General features: G+C 57.8%; 19 protein-coding genes. 15 read left to right on the top strand and 4 right to left on the bottom strand.

The features are described 5' to 3' along the window. Positions 1-43: 43 nt before the first annotated feature. Genes BSF79_RS05155 through phnN form a run of 4 tightly spaced genes read left to right on the top strand, consistent with a single transcriptional unit; the run spans position 44 to position 2944 of the window. On the top strand, positions 44-913 hold the full coding sequence (locus tag BSF79_RS05155) for an alpha-D-ribose 1-methylphosphonate 5-phosphate C-P-lyase PhnJ (RefSeq protein ID WP_090268799.1): 870 nt from the start codon (positions 44-46) through the stop codon (positions 911-913). After that, positions 910-1680, top strand: coding sequence for a phosphonate C-P lyase system protein PhnK (gene phnK, locus BSF79_RS05150; RefSeq protein WP_090268798.1), 771 nt, complete (start codon positions 910-912; stop codon positions 1678-1680). The genes BSF79_RS05155 and phnK overlap by 4 nt, the downstream gene beginning before the upstream one ends. A gap of 41 nt (positions 1681-1721) precedes the next feature. After that, the gene (gene phnL / locus BSF79_RS05145; RefSeq protein ID WP_090268797.1) at positions 1722-2402 is read left to right on the top strand and encodes a phosphonate C-P lyase system protein PhnL; all 681 of its coding nucleotides are present in this window, start codon (positions 1722-1724) and stop codon (positions 2400-2402) included. Further along, positions 2399-2944, top strand: a complete 546-nt coding sequence (gene phnN / locus BSF79_RS05140; RefSeq protein WP_090268796.1) for a phosphonate metabolism protein/1,5-bisphosphokinase (PRPP-forming) PhnN — start codon at positions 2399-2401, stop codon at positions 2942-2944. Before phnL ends, phnN begins: the two co-directional genes overlap by 4 nt. On the opposite strand, the gene BSF79_RS05135 is transcribed toward phnN, so the two are convergent. Next, positions 2926-3615, bottom strand: a complete 690-nt coding sequence (locus BSF79_RS05135; protein WP_245776323.1) for a DUF1045 domain-containing protein — start codon at positions 3613-3615, stop codon at positions 2926-2928. The genes phnN and BSF79_RS05135 overlap by 19 nt on opposite strands. 55 nt (positions 3616-3670) lie before the next feature. Between BSF79_RS05135 and BSF79_RS05130 the strand changes: the two genes are divergently transcribed. The 11 genes from BSF79_RS05130 to BSF79_RS05080 all read left to right on the top strand — a co-directional run bounded on the left by BSF79_RS05130 (position 3671) and on the right by BSF79_RS05080 (position 14118). Continuing rightward, on the top strand, positions 3671-4816 hold the full coding sequence (locus BSF79_RS05130) for an alpha-D-ribose 1-methylphosphonate 5-triphosphate diphosphatase (protein WP_090269081.1): 1146 nt from the start codon (positions 3671-3673) through the stop codon (positions 4814-4816). An 89-nt stretch (positions 4817-4905) separates the two neighbouring features. Continuing rightward, the gene (locus tag BSF79_RS05125; protein WP_090268794.1) at positions 4906-5757 is read left to right on the top strand and encodes a flagellar motor protein MotB; all 852 of its coding nucleotides are present in this window, start codon (positions 4906-4908) and stop codon (positions 5755-5757) included. A 105-nt stretch (positions 5758-5862) separates the two neighbouring features. Beyond that, entirely contained in the window at positions 5863-7167 is a 1305-nt protein-coding gene (locus BSF79_RS05120; protein ID WP_245776322.1) for a flagellar hook protein FlgE, read from the top strand. 51 nt (positions 7168-7218) lie between these two features. After that, a complete protein-coding gene (gene flgK, locus BSF79_RS05115; RefSeq protein WP_090268792.1) occupies positions 7219-8667 on the top strand; it encodes a flagellar hook-associated protein FlgK in 1449 nt (482 codons plus the stop codon). After that, positions 8664-9653 carry a flagellin gene (locus BSF79_RS05110; protein WP_090268791.1) on the top strand — a complete coding sequence of 330 codons (990 nt, stop codon included), beginning with the start codon at positions 8664-8666 and terminating at the stop codon, positions 9651-9653. The genes flgK and BSF79_RS05110 overlap by 4 nt, the downstream gene beginning before the upstream one ends. Continuing rightward, on the top strand, positions 9650-10756 hold the full coding sequence (locus tag BSF79_RS05105; RefSeq protein WP_090268790.1) for a flagellar basal body P-ring protein FlgI: 1107 nt from the start codon (positions 9650-9652) through the stop codon (positions 10754-10756). Before BSF79_RS05110 ends, BSF79_RS05105 begins: the two co-directional genes overlap by 4 nt. 216 nt (positions 10757-10972) lie before the next feature. Next, positions 10973-11572, top strand: a complete 600-nt coding sequence (locus tag BSF79_RS05100) for a TetR/AcrR family transcriptional regulator (RefSeq protein ID WP_175545264.1) — start codon at positions 10973-10975, stop codon at positions 11570-11572. A gap of 1 nt (position 11573) precedes the next feature. Then, positions 11574-12233, top strand: coding sequence for a DNA-3-methyladenine glycosylase I (locus tag BSF79_RS05095; RefSeq protein ID WP_090268788.1), 660 nt, complete (start codon positions 11574-11576; stop codon positions 12231-12233). Positions 12234-12595: 362 nt separating this feature from the next. Beyond that, positions 12596-12901 (top strand): hypothetical protein, encoded by a 306-nt coding sequence (locus tag BSF79_RS05090; protein WP_139246386.1) that lies wholly within the window; start codon positions 12596-12598, stop codon positions 12899-12901. A 20-nt stretch (positions 12902-12921) separates the two neighbouring features. Next, complete coding sequence (locus BSF79_RS05085) at positions 12922-13647, top strand: SDR family oxidoreductase (RefSeq protein WP_090268786.1); 726 nt, start codon at positions 12922-12924, stop codon at positions 13645-13647. A 57-nt stretch (positions 13648-13704) separates the two neighbouring features. Beyond that, on the top strand, positions 13705-14118 hold the full coding sequence (locus BSF79_RS05080; protein ID WP_090269080.1) for a GFA family protein: 414 nt from the start codon (positions 13705-13707) through the stop codon (positions 14116-14118). A 318-nt stretch (positions 14119-14436) separates the two neighbouring features. Here the strand turns inward: BSF79_RS05080 and BSF79_RS05070 are convergent, their stop codons facing one another. The 3 genes from BSF79_RS05070 to BSF79_RS05060 are packed head-to-tail and all read right to left on the bottom strand — an operon-like array spanning position 14437 to position 15785. Beyond that, positions 14437-14829 carry an FAD-binding oxidoreductase/lyase gene (locus BSF79_RS05070; protein ID WP_139246385.1) on the bottom strand — a complete coding sequence of 131 codons (393 nt, stop codon included), beginning with the start codon at positions 14827-14829 and terminating at the stop codon, positions 14437-14439. Next, entirely contained in the window at positions 14765-14938 is a 174-nt protein-coding gene (locus tag BSF79_RS05065; protein WP_090268783.1) for an FAD-dependent oxidoreductase, read from the bottom strand. The genes BSF79_RS05070 and BSF79_RS05065 overlap by 65 nt, the downstream gene beginning before the upstream one ends. A gap of 1 nt (position 14939) precedes the next feature. Continuing rightward, positions 14940-15785, bottom strand: a complete 846-nt coding sequence (locus BSF79_RS05060) for an MlrC C-terminal domain-containing protein (protein ID WP_217650047.1) — start codon at positions 15783-15785, stop codon at positions 14940-14942. Between the last annotated feature and the right edge of the window lie 173 nt (positions 15786-15958).

The following is a 15958-nucleotide window of genomic DNA, read 5'->3' as shown; positions in this document are numbered from 1 at the left end:
TCCGGCGGGGATATTTGGGAAATGTGAAATTGGGGGCGCTGCGATGAGTGACTATAACTTCGCCTATCTGGATGAACAGACCAAGCGGATGATCCGGCGGGCCATTCTCAAGGGCTTGGCCGTGCCGGGGTATCAGGTTCCGTTTGCCTCGCGCGAAATGCCGATGCCCTATGGTTGGGGGACGGGCGGCGTGCAGGTCAGTGCCGCTGTTCTGGTGCCGGAAGACGTGATGAAGGTCATTGATCAGGGAGCTGACGACACGACAAATGCTGTGTCGATCCGAAAGTTCTTTGAAAAGACTGCCGGTGTCGCGACGACCGAACACACACGTGATGCCGACGTAATACAGACGCGACACCGCATCCCCGAAGAGCCGCTGCGCGAAGATCAGATCTTGGTCTATCAGGTACCGATCCCAGAGCCGTTGCGGTTTCTGGAACCACGCGAGACTGAGACTCGCAAAATGCACGCGCTTGAGGAATATGGGTTGATGCATGTGAAGCTGTACGAGGACATTTCACGCCACGGTGCGATTTCAACGGCTTATGCTTATCCGGTGAAGGTTGAGGGGCGGTATGTAATGGACCCGTCGCCGATCCCGAAGTTTGACAATCCCAAGCTGGAAATGGCCGCGGTTCAGCTATTTGGCGCCGGGCGAGAACAGCGGATCTATGCACTGCCGCCCTATACCCAAGTCGTCAGTCTGGACTTCGAGGATTTCCCGTTTGAGGCCAGCAAGGCCGATCACGCCTGCGATCTTTGCGGGTGCAATACCTCCTATCTGGATGAGGTAATCATGGACGATGCGGGCGGGCGGATGTTTGTGTGCTCTGACACGGACTTTTGCCGCGAACGGCGTGCGGCAGGGCATGTTGGGGCGCAGGGCGCACCATACGAGGAGGACGCGGCATGACCCCGCTGTTTCAGGTCAAAAGCCTTGGCAAATATTACGGCTCTCGGATCGGATGCGAGGACGTGTCCTTCGATCTTTATCCCGGTGAGGTTATGGGGATCGTGGGCGAAAGCGGGTCGGGAAAATCTACACTCCTGAACTGCCTCGCCGGTCATCTGGAACCCGATACCGGCGAAGTCCTTTTTGATACGCGGGTGGGCGGTCTGCGCGACACCGTAACGATGAGCGAGCCAGAGCGGCGGATGCTGGGGCGCACCGATTGGGCCTTTGTGTATCAACACGCGCGTGACGGGCTGCGGATGGGCGTAAGTGCAGGAGGCAATGTTGGTGAGCGGCTGATGGCCGTGGGTGCGCGGCACTATGGCGATATCCGCGCGCAGGCGATCGACTGGCTGGGCCGGGTCGAGATTGCCGAGGATCGGGTCGATGATCGGCCAAGCGCGTTTTCCGGCGGGATGCAGCAACGCTTGCAGATCGCGCGCAATCTGGTGACCGGACCACGGCTAGTTTTCATGGACGAGCCCACGGGGGGCTTGGATGTGTCAGTGCAGGCGCGATTGCTGGATTTGCTACGCGGGTTGGTCCGCGAGATGGGTCTGAGCGCAATCATCGTGACCCATGATCTGGCGGTGGTGCGATTGTTGGCGGACCGGCTGATGGTAATGAAGGATGGGCATGTGGTGGAAACCGGCCTGACCGATCAGGTGCTGGACGATCCGCAGCACGGCTATACCCAGCTTCTGGTCAGTTCGGTGTTGCAGGTATGACGGCGCAGTTGAATAATTTGAGCAGAGTGAAAGGGGCAGGCATGATTGAGCTGTCTGATGTCTCCAAACGGTTTGTGCTGCACAATCAGGGTGAGGCGGTCATTCCAGTAGTGGAGGGCGCTCTTCTGCACGTGGCGGCGGGCGAATGCGTGGCACTTGTCGGCGCGTCCGGGGCGGGGAAATCGACCCTGATGCGGATGATTTACGGCAATTACCTTGCCAATGCCGGGCGGATCATCGTGGGCGGCGTGGATGTGGCGCAGGCTGAGCCGCGCGAGATACTGGCACTGCGGCGCGAGATTCTGGGCTATGTCAGCCAGTTCCTGCGCGTGGTGCCGCGTGTGCCGACATTGGATGTCGTGGCCGAACCTTTGTTGCTGGTGGGTGCCGAGCCTGAGGCCGCACGAGATCGGGCGCGGGTTTTGCTTGACCGGCTGAACATCCCCGAACGGCTGTGGACACTGTCGCCGACAACGTTTTCAGGCGGCGAACAGCAGCGTGTCAATATTGCGCGCGGTTTTGCACACGCGTTCCCAGCAATGTTGCTGGATGAGCCGACCGCAAGCCTGGACGCGGCCAATCGCGAGGTTGTGCTGAGCCTGATTGAAGAGGCCAAGGCGCGCGGCGCAGCGATTGTCGGGATTTTTCATGACGAGGCAGCGCGGGATCGGGTCTGTGACCGCGAAGTGGACGTGACAAGCTTCACACCGGGTCTGACATGAGAAAGGGACGCTTCATCGCCGTGGTCGGGCCATCTGGCGCGGGTAAGGACACGTTGATGGAAGCCGCCTGTGTCGCGCGGCCTGATTTGCTGCGTGCTAAGCGGGTGATCACCCGCAGCCCCGAGGCGGCCGGTGAAGACGCCGAAGGGGTGAGCGCGTTGGAGTTTTCTCGCCGCGCGGCAGACGGGGGCTTTGCCCTGCATTGGCAAGCGCATGGGTTATCCTATGGGATTCCGGCCAATGTAGAGACTGATTTGAACGCTGGCCGCGATGTGTTGGCCAACCTGTCGCGCGCAGTTCTGCCGCAGCTGGACGACCGGTTTGAACGCTCGATGATCATTCTGGTGACCGCATCGCCCGAGGTTCTCGCACTGCGCCTGGCCGCACGCGGGCGTGAGAGCGCCGAAGATATTGCCCATCGCCTGAAACGGGCAGAGTTTGCCATTGATCCGTCCCTATTGACGGTCGTGATCGACAATGGTGGCGCCTTGGACGATGCGGTTGCGGCCTTTCTCGCAGCGCTTCAGCCAGAGAGCGTATAGCGGTGGACGAGGTGAAACATCCCCGCCGCATCCTCGCCCGCCAGACACAGCGAGCGAACGACGAAGGGGCTGGGCAGCAGCGGCTCCAGATGCGGTACAAGCGCGGCTTTGACCTGTTCAGCCTGCGCCTTGGGCATCTTACCGCTGAGGGTAATGTGGAACCGGAACTCCTCCATCACATACGGATATCCCCAACGGGTCAGCAGTGCCTCTTGCCGGTCACTCAGTCGTGCCTTGCGGCGGCGCGTCAGTTCGGCCTCGGAAGGGGGGGCGCGAAAGGCCTCCAGCCCTTCAACCATGGTGGCAGCAAGACGTTGCAGCGCACTGGTCTCTCCGGGAACCGTGAGCGCCAGAAACCCGCCCAGTCTGGTCAGTTCCAGACCATTCAGCGTGACGGGGGCCTGCCGAGCACACAGCGCCCGCGCGGTATCCTCCAATCCCAAAAGGCTGCTGCCTACGGCCAGATGAAACGGCGGTTTTATCGTTCCGTGCAGCCCGTATTTGCGGGGCGTTTCGGTAATCTGTTCGATCGGCAACGGCAGCCCACTAACCGGGCAGTGTGGCACCGTTTGGCCCGCGGCCAAGTCCCAACCCAGCCAAGCTGCGCCGAAATCCGCCAGAGGCCCAGGTTCCGGGGCGAAATACAAAGCGAAGCGTTTGAAATTGGTCACGGCTTGGTTCCTGATCATGGTTCTATGCGGCATGAAGCCGGAAGGTGACAACAGAATGACAAAAGACGTGATCCTCGCCAATGCGAATGTGGTTCTGGAGACCGAAGTGATCTGCGGTTCGGTGCATATTCGGGACGGCATAATTGTCGCGATCGACAGTGGCGGCGCGGTCCCCGTCGGGGCGGAGGATCTGGAGGGCGACCTGCTGTGCCCCGGCCTGATCGAACTGCATACGGACAACCTCGAGCGCCATATTCAACCGCGCCCGAAAGTGGATTGGCCACATGCGGCCGCGATCATCGCCCATGATGCCGAGTTGGCGGGGGTCGGGATCACGACAGTATTTGATGCGCTGCGGGTCGGGTCGATCCCGGCAGGCACGAAGACAAGTTATGGCAAATACGCCCGTGGGCTGGCGGATGAAATCCTTGCCATGCGGCAGGCTGGCGCGTTGCGGATCAGCCACTATCTGCATCTGCGCGCCGAAGTTTGCTCCGCCACGCTGATCGAGGAACTTGCCGAGTTTCGCGAAAGCGATCGGGTGGGCATCGTTAGCCTGATGGATCACATGCCCGGGCAGCGGCAGTTCCGCGACATCGAAAAATATCGGGCCTATGTCAGCGGCAAATACGGGATGCAGGATGCGGACTTTCTGGAACATATCAGCCGCCTGAAGGAACTGCATGACGCCTTGGGTGAAAAGCATGAAAAGGCCGCCGTAACCGAGGCACAGCGGCTGGGTGCCGTTCTGGCCAGCCACGATGACACGACTGCGGCGCATGTCGTCGTGTCAGCACAGCACGGCATTCGTCTGGCCGAGTTTCCCACAACAGTCGAAGCCGCACGTGCGTGCCGCGATAACGGGATCGCAGTAATGATGGGCGCCCCAAACTTGATCCGCGGCGGTTCGCATTCCGGCAACGTGGCCGCCGGAGAGCTGGCCGAGTTGGATCTATTGGATATCGTTTCATCCGATTACGTACCGGCGGCTCTGCTGTCTTCGGCTTTGGTGCTGGGCGATATGTGGGGCGACATGGCACGCGGAATCGCGACCGTGACCAAGGCACCCGCCGATGCGGCAGGCTTGACCGACCGGGGGCGGATCGCCATCGGTGAACGGGCCGATCTGATCCGCGTGGCGCGAGTGGCCGGAGCTTCGGCAGTCCGCGAGACCTGGGTGCAGGGCAAAAGGGTCGCCTGAGCAGTAATAAGTGGCGACTTTTATCTGTTAGGGTTCTGGTAACGCCTAGCCTGCTACCTCTGTCCGTGGGTGAGACAAGAGGTGGTGAGATGGGCACGCAAGCGAATGCGGCGCCAGTCATCATCAAGAGGAAAAAGGTCGTTAGCGGCGATGGGCACCACGGTGGGGCGTGGAAGGTGGCCTATGCTGATTTCGTAACTGCCATGATGGCCTTTTTCATGTTGATGTGGCTGCTAAACGCGACGACGGAAAAACAACGCAAAGGGATTGCGGATTACTTCAGTCCGACGGTGGCGATCAGCCGCGTGTCCGGCGGTGGTGATGGGATGTTCGGGGGTGACTCCGTCTTCTCTGAAATGACTTTGCCGCAGAATGGCACAGGCGCGACAAACCTGCGCCCGACAGAATCACATCAAGCGCGCGGCGAATTTGGCATGTCCGATCAAGGTGCCGATGCAGATCGCGAGGCCGAGTTGGAAAGCTTTCGCGCACTCGATTCAATGCTGATCGGCGGCGGGGGCGAAAGCATGGCGAGCATCGAATTGCAGCGCCATATCATAACGCGCGTCACTGACGAGGGGCTGGTCGTTGAACTGTTTGATCTGCCGGATGCGGCGTTATTTGAAGCAGACACTGACGAACCAACTGCATTGTTGCGCGATATGTCGGATATGATGGTTCGGGTGTTTGGTTTGGTCACGAACAACTTGTCAGTTGAAGGGCATACGCGGGCGCATCCTATCGTATTGACGAACAATCCTGTCTGGAGCCTGTCGGCTGCGCGGGCAGACCGGATGCGCGTTTTGCTTGAACATTCCGGGCTGGATCGCATGCGCGTGCGACGCGTAACAGGGCATGCGGATCGCAAACCCGCTGTACGTGATCCGATGGCTGATCGGAACAACCGGTTGGAAGTCATTCTGCTGCGCAGGATTAAATAGCGGCCCTTGGTAATTACGAAGGATTTTAGCTGTTAGCAGGCTGTTAAGCCGCGTCTTGTACTGCTGATACCGGACAAATGGTTGATGCAGCAGAAAGGCGTATCCATGACGATTTCCTCTTCCCTTAATGCCGGTGTGGCGGGGCTTGCCGCCAATGCCAACCGGCTTGCCGCCATCTCCGACAACATTGCTAATTCCTCGACCTATGGCTATCGGCGCGTCGAGGCTGATTTTCACTCGATGGTAATTTCATCCAGCGGCGGCGGCGCCTATTCCGCTGGCGGCGTCAGAGCAACGACGCAGCGTCTGGTTGACGAGCGCGGCTCTCTGGTGACGACGTCGAACGCAACGGATCTGGCGGTGCGAGGTCGCGGGTATCTGCCAGTGGCTGCTGCCTCGGATGTCGAGGTCGGCAATGGCGATCCTCAGATGCTGCTGACCACAACCGGATCATTTCGTACAGACAGCTCAGGATACCTGACAACGCAATCCGATTTGGTCCTGCTGGGCTGGCCTGCTCTGGCGGACGGATCCATTCCGACCTATCCGCGCGATACCGGTGCGGGCCTTGAACCCGTTCAGGTCAACGTGAACCAACTGACAGGAGAGCCGACAACCAAAATCTCTTTGGGGGTGAACCTGCCAGCAACGGATACCGAAGCCGGGTCAAGCGGAGATGCACAGGCGCTGTCAGTTGAATATTACGACAATCTTGGTATCTCGCAGTCGATCCAGATCGAATTCACCCCGTCCATTCCAGCAGCCGGGTCATCAAACCAGTGGACGATGGTGTTGCGCGATACGGCGCAAGCCGGTGCCGCGATTGGCGAATATGCGCTGGAATTTGATGACGGTCGCACAACGGGTGGAACTTTGGCAGCCGTGACCGCCGTTTCCGGTGGCGGGTATGATCCCGCAACGGGCTCTTTGATTGTGGATGTCGAAGGCGGGCCGGTCGAAATCAATATCGGCCAACTGGGGGATCCCGACGGGTTGACGCAGCTCTCCAGCAGTTTCGCGCCGGTTTCGATTGATAAAGACGGGTATCCGGTTGGCAACATGACTTCGGTGGAAGTCGACGCAAATGGTTTCGTGCATGCACTTTATGACACCGGCATCACCCGCACAATTTATCAGATTCCTTTGGTTGATATGCCGAACCCCAACGGGATGGTCGCGCTGGACCAACAAACCTATGCGACTTCGCCTGAAAGCGGCACCTACTTCCTGTGGAACGCTGGGGATGGCCCGACCGGCGACATCGTATCCTACGCACTTGAGGAATCTGCCACTGACGTCGCGGGCGAACTGACGGACATGATCCAGACGCAGCGGGCCTATACCTCGAATGCGAAGGTCATTCAGACTGTAGACGAGATGCTTCAGGAAACCACCAACATCAAACGCTGATAACGGTGCGCTTTTGCGCTCCTGACCTGCGTGTTTCGGAAAGGAAGCGCGATGAATCTCTCAAGTGCAATGTCAAATGCCTTGTCGGGCCTGACATCATCGGCGCGAGGTGCCAATGTTGTGTCATCCAACCTGGCCAATGCTCTCACCGAAGGATACGGGAAACGAGAGCTTTCACTCTCATCGCGCTCCGGCGGAGCCGGGGGGGGCGTCGAGGTCAACGGTATCAACCGCGAAGTTGATCACGCACTCATCGGCGACAGACGGCTTGCAGATGCTGAACTCAGCAATGCTGAAACTTCAGCCGGGTATCTGGCACGCTTGGAAAGCCTGATCGGCACTCCCGAGGATGATCATGCTCTGACGTCTCATTTGGCGGAATTTGAGACCACTTTGATCGAAGCGGCGAGCCGACCGGATTCTGAAATCCGGCTCGCCTCTGTCGTTCACAGCGCCAAACAAATCGCAACTACGCTGAATGGAATTTCGGATGGTATCCAAAAAATGCGAGGAGAAGCAGATACAAGTATTGCCCTCCAGGTCCAACGCATGAATGACGCTCTGTCCGGCGTTGAACAGCTAAACAAGGATATCATGTCCGCCAGCGGACAAGGCCGCGAAACTGCCGCGCTTGAGGACCAAAGACAAACCCTGATTGATGAGGTTTCAGCGATGGTCCCTATAAAGCAGGTTTCGCGTGATCGAGGCGCCGTCGCGCTGTTCACGCCTGGCGGTGCAATACTGCTTGAAGGTCAGGCAGCCAAGCTGGAGTTTTCAAAGAACAACGTTATTGCGCCACATATGACTCAAGCAAATGGGATGCTGTCGGGCCTAACAGTTAACGGCGTCGAAGTGTCCACAGCCGGGAGCGGAGCGGTTGGCGGCGGCTCGCTTTCGGCCCTTTTTGCGGTACGGGACGATCTGTTGGCCTCGGCGCAAGCAAAGGTGGATATCGTGGCGAAAGATCTGGCGCTAAGGTTTCAGACAGGTTTGGATGGTTCGCTACCCGCAGGCGAAGCCGGATTGTTCACCGACGTCGGCGAACCAGCAACTCAAGCCATCGGTCTCGCGGGCCGCATATCGGTCAATGCGCTGGTTGATCCTGACGAAAACGGCGCGCTATGGAAGTTGCGCGACGGATTGGGTGCGTCTACGCCCGGCGCTGTGGGCAACAGCGATTTGCTCCAATCAATGCGTGATGCGATGCGTGATGCGCGTATCCCGTCAGAGCCAGACCTTGGCACATCAGCAGTCGATATGTCCGGCCTTGCTTCCGCATTTCTGTCGGATATCGGGTCGAAACGCACCCAGAGCGATCAAAGCCTGGCTTTTGCCTCTGCTCGGCAGTTCGAGCTTAAACAGAGCGAGCTGGCTGATGGCGTGGATTCTGATCACGAGCTGCAAAAACTTATGCTGATCGAACAAGCCTATGCGGCGAATGCAAAAGTCATTCAAGCTGTAGATGAGATGTTGCAAGCACTTATGAGGATAGCATCATGACCACTGTTTCCTTGGGTGATATGGCGCAATCTTGGATGCTTCGGCGCCAGAATGTCACACTAAAAGATCAAATGTCCATTCTGACGGACGAACTTTCCAAAGGCACCACATCGGACGTCGCTGCCCACCTGTCCGGGGACTATGGTTACCTGAGCGATATTGAGCGGAATTTGCGCACGGTCGGCGGTTTCGAGACATCTGCGTCAGAGGCGAAAGGTTTCACCGCCGCGATGCAATCTGCTCTGGAAAATGTCCAATCTGTTTCATCCAGACTCTCCAGTGATTTTCTGGCGGCAGACAATAGCGTTGCGGCAGCAAGGTCTGCCATGGCGCAAAATGCAGAGCAGAATTTCGCCGTCGTTGTTTCTACGCTAAATACAACGTTTGCGGGCCGCAGTCTGTTTTCCGGGCGTGCCACGGACGGACCAGCCTTGGCCGATGCCGAAATGATGCTGTCATCAATTCGCGACCGTATTGCAGGCGAAGCGACACAAAGCGGCATCGTTGCTGCAATTGATGATTGGTTTGCCACTGATTTTCATTCGACTGGATATCAGGGATCCTTGGACCCCCTTAGCGGGTTCCGGTTGGGTGAAAGAGAAACGGTGAATTTGGATCTTCGAGCAGATAACGAAGCGTTGAAGTCCGTACTCAAAAACGTCGCTGTGGCTGCCATCGCTGGCGGTATCTCAGACCCATCTCTACAGGCAGGGCTCTTGCAGTACGCGGGCTTGGAGCTTCTGGGCGCGCAAGATGGCGTAACTGAAATCCGCTCAGATCTTGGGTATGTGGAAGAACGCATCGAGGAAATGTCGACCCGCTTGGCTGTCGAGCGCACTTCGCTGGACTATGCCCGGAACGAACTGCTTGGCATCGATGGCTTCGAAACGGCAACAAAGCTGGAAAACGTTCAACATCAACTGGAAACGCTATATGCGGTAACTGTCCGCCTTTCCAATTTGTCGCTAGTGGATTTCATGACATGAAACAGTTTCTTCTGAGTCTTTTCGTGACGGCTGTCTTATTGGCTAGTGAAGCTCACGCTGGCGCGATCCGTATCAAAGATCTGGTCGAGTTTGATGGCGTGCGAGGCAATGACCTTGTTGGATATGGTTTGGTTGTTGGTTTGAACGGGACCGGAGACGGCATCCGGAATGCGCCTTTCACCGAAGAAATTATGTCAAACATCCTCGAGCGCCTTGGTGTGAACGTGACTGGCGAGCAGTTTCGCCCAAAAAATGTTGCCGCTGTCTTTGTCACTGCCAGTCTACCGCCGTTTGCTAGGGCGGGAGGAAGAATTGATGTTACAGTATCTGCGATTGGAGACGCCAAAAGCTTGCTGGGAGGCACATTAATCATGACACCGCTCAATGCGGCGGATGGACAGATTTATGCCGTAGCGCAGGGTACGATTATTGCCGGCGGTGCCTCAGCCGAAGGAGAGGCCGCCAGCGTTGTTCAGGGCGTTCCCACTTCAGGCGTTGTGCCGTCTGGCGCGCATGTCGAGCGCGAGGTCGACTTCGATTTCTCCTCGCTTTCGTCTTTGCGTATCGCGTTGCGTGAACCGGATTTCACGACAGCAGGTCGAATCGAGCGGGCGATCAACAGCGATTTTGGCAGCAGGGTCGCCGTAATGCTCGACTCCGGCACCATCCAGCTGGATATCCCAGCAACGCGCATGCGGTCGCCGGCACATGCTTTGGGCCGGATTGAGAACATTTCGGTTCAACCGGAACGCAAGGCCCGGGTCGTTGTCGATCAGAGATCTGGCACGATCGTCATGGGTGAAGATGTGAGAATATCACGCGTCGCGGTATCCCAGGGAAACCTGACTCTCAGGATTCAAGAAGCACCACTGGCAGTACAACCCAATCCATTTTCCGAAGGTGAAACGGTGGTCGTGCCGCGCTCACGCGCGGACATAACCGAAGAAGAGGGGACGGGTTTGGCAGAAGTGTCAGGAGGGACGTCGTTGTCAGAAGTCGTAGCTGGCCTGAATGCCCTAGGCGTGTCACCGCGTGATATGATCGACATACTCAAAAGTATCAAAGCTGCGGGTGCGCTACATGCCGAATTCTTGGTACGGTAGTGTTCAACGCCAGCGCTTATCGGGCGGAGCAGAGACTATATGGCGGATAAGTGCACCTGACGAGCCCCGCCGCATAGGCACCTGTTTCGCTTGAACTAGGCGACTCCCCGAATTCTGCTTGCAGGATTCGTTTTATACACATATGGACAAAACAGATGCGGCGGGCTATGCTTTTCAATGACAACAACAAATCGGCTGCGAAGGAAAAGGATCAAAATGGCACGCCCATCCAACTTCGATCGCGACAACGCCGTCCAAACGGCGATGCAGGAAATTTGGAGCGCGGGCTTCGACGCCAGCTCGGTCAAAGCGATTTCCGAGAAGCTCGGGATCACCCGGTCAAGTTATTACAACGCCTTCGGCACCCGCGAGGCATTGTTCAAGGAAGCCTTGGCCGCCTATTTCGCGCAATCGCCTGACCGCATCTTGTATACGGATGTGTCAAACGTTCCGATCCTTACGTTACTCACTTCGACTCTTCGCGACATCTGCGCCTCGCGCGCGCAGGATCCGGAAGCGCGGGGATGTCTGGCGGTCAATTGCCTGTGCGAAAAGGCCGACACCAAAGGCGACCCCATCGGCGATCTGTTGATCGATTCAATCTTGACCAGCGCAGCGCGGCTGGAAGAACTGCTGACTATTGCTGTTTCGCGCGGCGAACTGCCCGCAGAGACCGACGTGCACGGCAAGGCGCTGGCTCTGCAGAACTTGATCATCGGGATCAGCGCCTTTTCCAAAGCGGTGCATAACAAAGCGGATCTGTGGCTGACTGCCCGCACAACCCTCGAGGGGCTGGGACTATACAGCGAGGAGTAGAATGCGTGATTACGACGAGATTTATGCCATCGCCAATGACCGTAAATCCCGCACCGTCGAGGGCTTGCTCAGCAAGCCACTGTCCCCTGACACACTTGCAGCAACGTCCGATCACCGCTGGCTTGCAACAATGGCCAAATGTATTTTTCAGGCCGGGTTCAACTGGAAGGTCGTCGAGGCGAAATGGAACGGGTTCGAGGCCGCATTCGAAGGCTTCGAACCCGCCCGGGTTGGCTTCTATTGTGATGAGGATCTGGATCGCCTGCTTTCGGACGAACGGATCGTGCGCAATGGCGCAAAAGTCGTGGCCGTCATCGACAATACCCGTTTCATCCTTGAGATCGCCCGGGACCACAGCAGCGCCGGAGCATTCTTTGCCGCGTGGCCCAACAACGACTTTATCGGGCTTTTGCGGCTGATGTCCAAACGCGGCGCGCGTCTTGGCGGTACGACTGGGCAGCGGATGCTGCGCGCTATGGGCCGCGACGGCTTTATCTTGTCTACTGACGTCGCCACCCGGCTGATCGCCGAAGGCATCGTGGCCAAGCAGCCCAGTTCGCAAAGTGACATGAAAGCTGTTCAGGCAGCGTTCAACACTAGGACCGAACAATCAGGCTGCAGTTTGACCGAAATCAGCCAGACCCTCGCCTACAGCGTTTGAATCCGGACGGGTCTGGAAGTCTTGGGCCTGCTTTCGACCGACCGCCGTGCGCCGTGGCTCTCGGGATTTGGCAGGCAGCCCCTTTCGGAGTGAGCGCCGAAGCCCTCCGCCATTTGATCTTTTGAAAGTTCTGGTAGCGCGCCGTTGATGAACACGTTGATACGCCTCACGCCAAATGCAGATCCGATGATTTGCTCCATCGCTCTCGGGTCAAATGGCCTGTGTGCTTCGGTGGAATTTTCGACACCCTGTTCGGGCACAACGGGCTGAAATCGACCGCTCACAACGAAGTGACACACAACAGTTTTGTTCATATATGGACAAAACTGACTCTCTAATTCTATACATGTATGAACAAAACAATGGAGAGCGTCATCATGTTTCAATACGACTCCCCCGCAACAGCGTCCGATGCTGCATTCGCGCTGCTGGGCCGTTCCAAGAAAAGCTACAGATTTCACCCGGCGTTCAAGGCCGTTCTGGAGGCTGGCAATACCAAGCAACAAGCCCTCGAAGGGGTCATCAGTATTGCCGCGCAAACCCGGTCAAATTTCACCAGTGCGCCCGGCCATACCAAGCTCAACGACCCGGTGAGGGGCCCTTTGCCCAGGCACCGAAGGGCTGACTACCCACCAGAGCGCAACAGCCACACTCATATCTCATACTGAATACGAAAAAGGACCATAGAATGCATCAGGATCTTACCTCACACAAAGTCATCATCACCGGCATCACGGGTGGAATTGCACGGGAAACCGCGCGGTTGCTGCTGTCGCTGGGAGCCGAAGTCATTGTCTCCGCCCGCTCACAGGACAAGCTGGATGCGGCAATCAACACGCTGGACGGGAACGTATCGGGTTACGTCATGGACCTAACCAATGCCGACGACGTCGCGGCTTTCTTTGGCAAGGTCGGTGCGTTTGACCACCTTGTGACCCCGGCAGCGACAGGAATGTTTGCTCCGGTCCGCGACATGGACTGGGATGCCGCACGCGCCCTGCTCGATAGCAAACAATGGGGTCAGATGCTTTGTGTGCACCACGGTGCCAAACACATCAAGGAAACCGGGTCTATCACCCTATTTTCAGGCACGGTAACCCAAAAGCCCCTTGCAGGCGCAACCATGTTTGCAGCAGCCGGTGCTGCGACCGAAGCAGCGGGCCGGATCTGGGCTTTTGAGCTTGCCCCGGTGCGGGTGAACACGATTGCGCCGGGCGTGATTGATACCGGCGTCTGGGCCGGGATCATGGGCGAAGAGGCCGCCGCAGGCGTTAAGGAGAGCATAGCGCAGTCCCTTCCGGTCAAGCGCATCGGGGCGCCCAAGGACATCGCGAAATCCGTGGCATTCCTGATCGACAACAGCTTTGTAAACGGCATCACTCTCGTTGTTGATGGCGGTCACCGACTTGTATGAGCAGGCGATGAACTGACCACCCCGCTCTCATCAATGACATTGCGAAAGGAGAAACTGATGACCCCACTTTCAGGCTCGTGCCTATGCGCGCAAGTTCGTTTCGAAATAACTGGACCACTGACCGGTGCATTGAATTGCCACTGTTCAATGTGCCGCAAGTCGCATGGCGCTGCGTTTCGAAGTAGAGCAGCGCTGGCTGCCGCAGACTTTCACTGGCTCAGCGGCGAGAGCCTCGTCAGCCGATATGAAAGCTCCGAAGGGGAGTTCCGATGCTTTTGCAGCATATGTGGAGCAAACCTGATCACCGAGTTTTCGGCCAAACCCAATGAACTGGGCTTAGCTCTCGGTGTCCTCGACGACGCGCCGGATGTAACGCCGCAGTTTCATATTTTCGTCGGCTCAAAAGCGCCTTGGCACAAGATCACTGATGATCTTCCGCAATGGGACGGTTTTCCTGATCCAGACGCTTGAATAACAAGGGGCGGCCTTCCAAGGAGGCCACCCTATATGTGGGTGCCTGTCCGTCCATGCGCCCAAAAAGATGGAGTCCCTAGGATTGAGCCGCCCGCAAAAGCGCCATTGCCGCCGCCACGTCTTCTTGTCCCAACCCGACAGAGCGGAAAAACACCGGGGTGCTGCGATCTGGAAGCGGGGCCCTTCCAGCGAACAGCGCGGCCAAATCCCCGCGCACCTCCTCTGCCGACCATTGTCCGGTCTCAATCGCCAAACGCATTTCCCCAGCCGCCAACGGACATGTCGGGGCATAGTCGCAATAGACCTGCGCCATATTCAGGAAACGGGGGGCACCTCGTGGGCGACAGCAACATTTGTGCTTGTCGAAGTGACAAGCGATCCAGCATCAACCCATGTGGGATCATAGAACGCGCTGCCGACATAGTCGCGGCGCCGAAACGGCACCCTTATCGCTGCCTCGTCCACGCTTACACGGCGGGCCTCAGGGGCATCGTCATGGGCCATCTCAAACGCCTGCTCAAGAATGTCGCGACGCACGGCCCCCGCAACCACCAGATTGCCGCGTGGTTGCAACAAGGGCGCATCGCCGAACCCCTCGGGCGGGGCGTTGAAAAAAGCGCGCGCCGTCGACCAGACGCTTGTTTCAGTCGTCGTGATATTGCCGCGTAAACTCGGCTGCTGAGCGGCCAGTGGAATGGTACCCCGCATGCGGTTCTTCTTCGAACAAAACCGCCCGGGCGCGTTCGGCAATGCGACAGGCAAAAGACGCACCTGCGATTCCCCCGCCGATAATGGCGACATCATATGTAGTGGTCATATTACTGGGCGTCCAACGCCATGCCGCGATCCAGGGGAAAGATCGGACGCGGCACTTTTTTGTACGGCAGTCGGTTATGATCAAGTGTACACAGGACGTCCTTGTCACAGATGACAATCTTGCCCGCAATGTCCTCAAAGGCAGCCCGGAAATGCTGCATGGATGTCAGGCCGACGATGGTCTTGGCGGTGGGATCAATGCCAAAGGCGCGGAACTGTTGTTGATCCCAAATCTGGATGGCCAGTGTGATGATCAAAAACTCGGTCCCGTAGACCAAGATCACCGCCGTCGGCCCATAAGAATGAGTCAACCCGCCAATGATCGGGCCGCCGACGGGGTTGTCGGCGTAGTCCGCAATAATCAAAGGCCCGTCCGTGGCCACGTAGTCAGCAACAAGAGCCGCAACCTCTTCAACGGTGTAAAACGTATTCAAAACCTCGAAACGCCGGTCCCAAATGTCATCGGCCAAAGCGTCAGCCAAGGCCTGATGCGGCGCAGGATCGCCATAATACATTCCCAAAACCGTCGGTCCGACCTCTTCTATATCGGCCTCGAGGAACGCCCCATTGACCGAAACCGCCAGTGTGCCGGGCGCGGACGCCTCCCAATCGCAGGCGCGGATATAGGGGTGGCGCCGCGTGCCGAAGACATCGCGCGCAGCTCCGGTTTCAACCACCCCGCTGCAATACATCACGCAGGCGCGGTCACAGCTGTGCGCGACCATACCCATGTCATGGGTCATCAGCAAAAGCCCCACGCCTTTGCCGCGCACCAAACCAAGCAACAGATCAACGATCTGAGCCTGCACGGTGACATCCAGCGCGGTCGTGAGCTCATCCGCAACCAACAGATCGGGCTGACCAGTCAGAGCAATTGCAATCGCAATCCCTGTTTCAACCCGCCCGACAGCTCATGCGGATCAGAGCGGTACACGCGCTCTGCGCCCGGAATGCCCATTGCTCCATCAAAGACACAGCCTCGGCCCACGCGGCCTTGCGGGCAGCCCCATATGCGCACAAA

The sequence above is a fragment of the Thalassovita taeanensis genome (assembly GCF_900110775.1).
GTDB classification, from domain to species: domain Bacteria; phylum Pseudomonadota; class Alphaproteobacteria; order Rhodobacterales; family Rhodobacteraceae; genus Litorimicrobium; species Litorimicrobium taeanense.
The sequence above is the reverse complement of the archived record's forward strand: the minus strand, read 5'-3'. Positions and strand labels throughout refer to the sequence as shown.

Bases quoted from the DNA above. Each gene is read 5' to 3' on its own strand.
- BSF79_RS05155 (WP_090268799.1), top strand. From the start codon at position 44: ATGAGTGACTATAACTTCGCCTATCTGGATGAACAGACCAAGCGGATG.
- phnK (WP_090268798.1), top strand. From the start codon at position 910: ATGACCCCGCTGTTTCAGGTCAAAAGCCTTGGCAAATATTACGGCTCT.
- phnL (WP_090268797.1), top strand. From the start codon at position 1,722: ATGATTGAGCTGTCTGATGTCTCCAAACGGTTTGTGCTGCACAATCAG.
- phnN (WP_090268796.1), top strand. From the start codon at position 2,399: ATGAGAAAGGGACGCTTCATCGCCGTGGTCGGGCCATCTGGCGCGGGT.
- BSF79_RS05130 (WP_090269081.1), top strand. From the start codon at position 3,671: ATGACAAAAGACGTGATCCTCGCCAATGCGAATGTGGTTCTGGAGACC.
- BSF79_RS05125 (WP_090268794.1), top strand. From the start codon at position 4,906: ATGGGCACGCAAGCGAATGCGGCGCCAGTCATCATCAAGAGGAAAAAG.
- BSF79_RS05120 (WP_245776322.1), top strand. From the start codon at position 5,863: ATGACGATTTCCTCTTCCCTTAATGCCGGTGTGGCGGGGCTTGCCGCC.
- flgK (WP_090268792.1), top strand. From the start codon at position 7,219: ATGAATCTCTCAAGTGCAATGTCAAATGCCTTGTCGGGCCTGACATCA.
- BSF79_RS05110 (WP_090268791.1), top strand. From the start codon at position 8,664: ATGACCACTGTTTCCTTGGGTGATATGGCGCAATCTTGGATGCTTCGG.
- BSF79_RS05105 (WP_090268790.1), top strand. From the start codon at position 9,650: ATGAAACAGTTTCTTCTGAGTCTTTTCGTGACGGCTGTCTTATTGGCT.
- BSF79_RS05100 (WP_175545264.1), top strand. From the start codon at position 10,973: ATGGCACGCCCATCCAACTTCGATCGCGACAACGCCGTCCAAACGGCG.
- BSF79_RS05095 (WP_090268788.1), top strand. From the start codon at position 11,574: ATGCGTGATTACGACGAGATTTATGCCATCGCCAATGACCGTAAATCC.
- BSF79_RS05090 (WP_139246386.1), top strand. From the start codon at position 12,596: ATGGAGAGCGTCATCATGTTTCAATACGACTCCCCCGCAACAGCGTCC.
- BSF79_RS05085 (WP_090268786.1), top strand. From the start codon at position 12,922: ATGCATCAGGATCTTACCTCACACAAAGTCATCATCACCGGCATCACG.
- BSF79_RS05080 (WP_090269080.1), top strand. From the start codon at position 13,705: ATGACCCCACTTTCAGGCTCGTGCCTATGCGCGCAAGTTCGTTTCGAA.
- BSF79_RS05070 (WP_139246385.1), bottom strand. From the start codon at position 14,829: ATGCGGGGTACCATTCCACTGGCCGCTCAGCAGCCGAGTTTACGCGGC.
- BSF79_RS05065 (WP_090268783.1), bottom strand. From the start codon at position 14,938: ATGACCACTACATATGATGTCGCCATTATCGGCGGGGGAATCGCAGGT.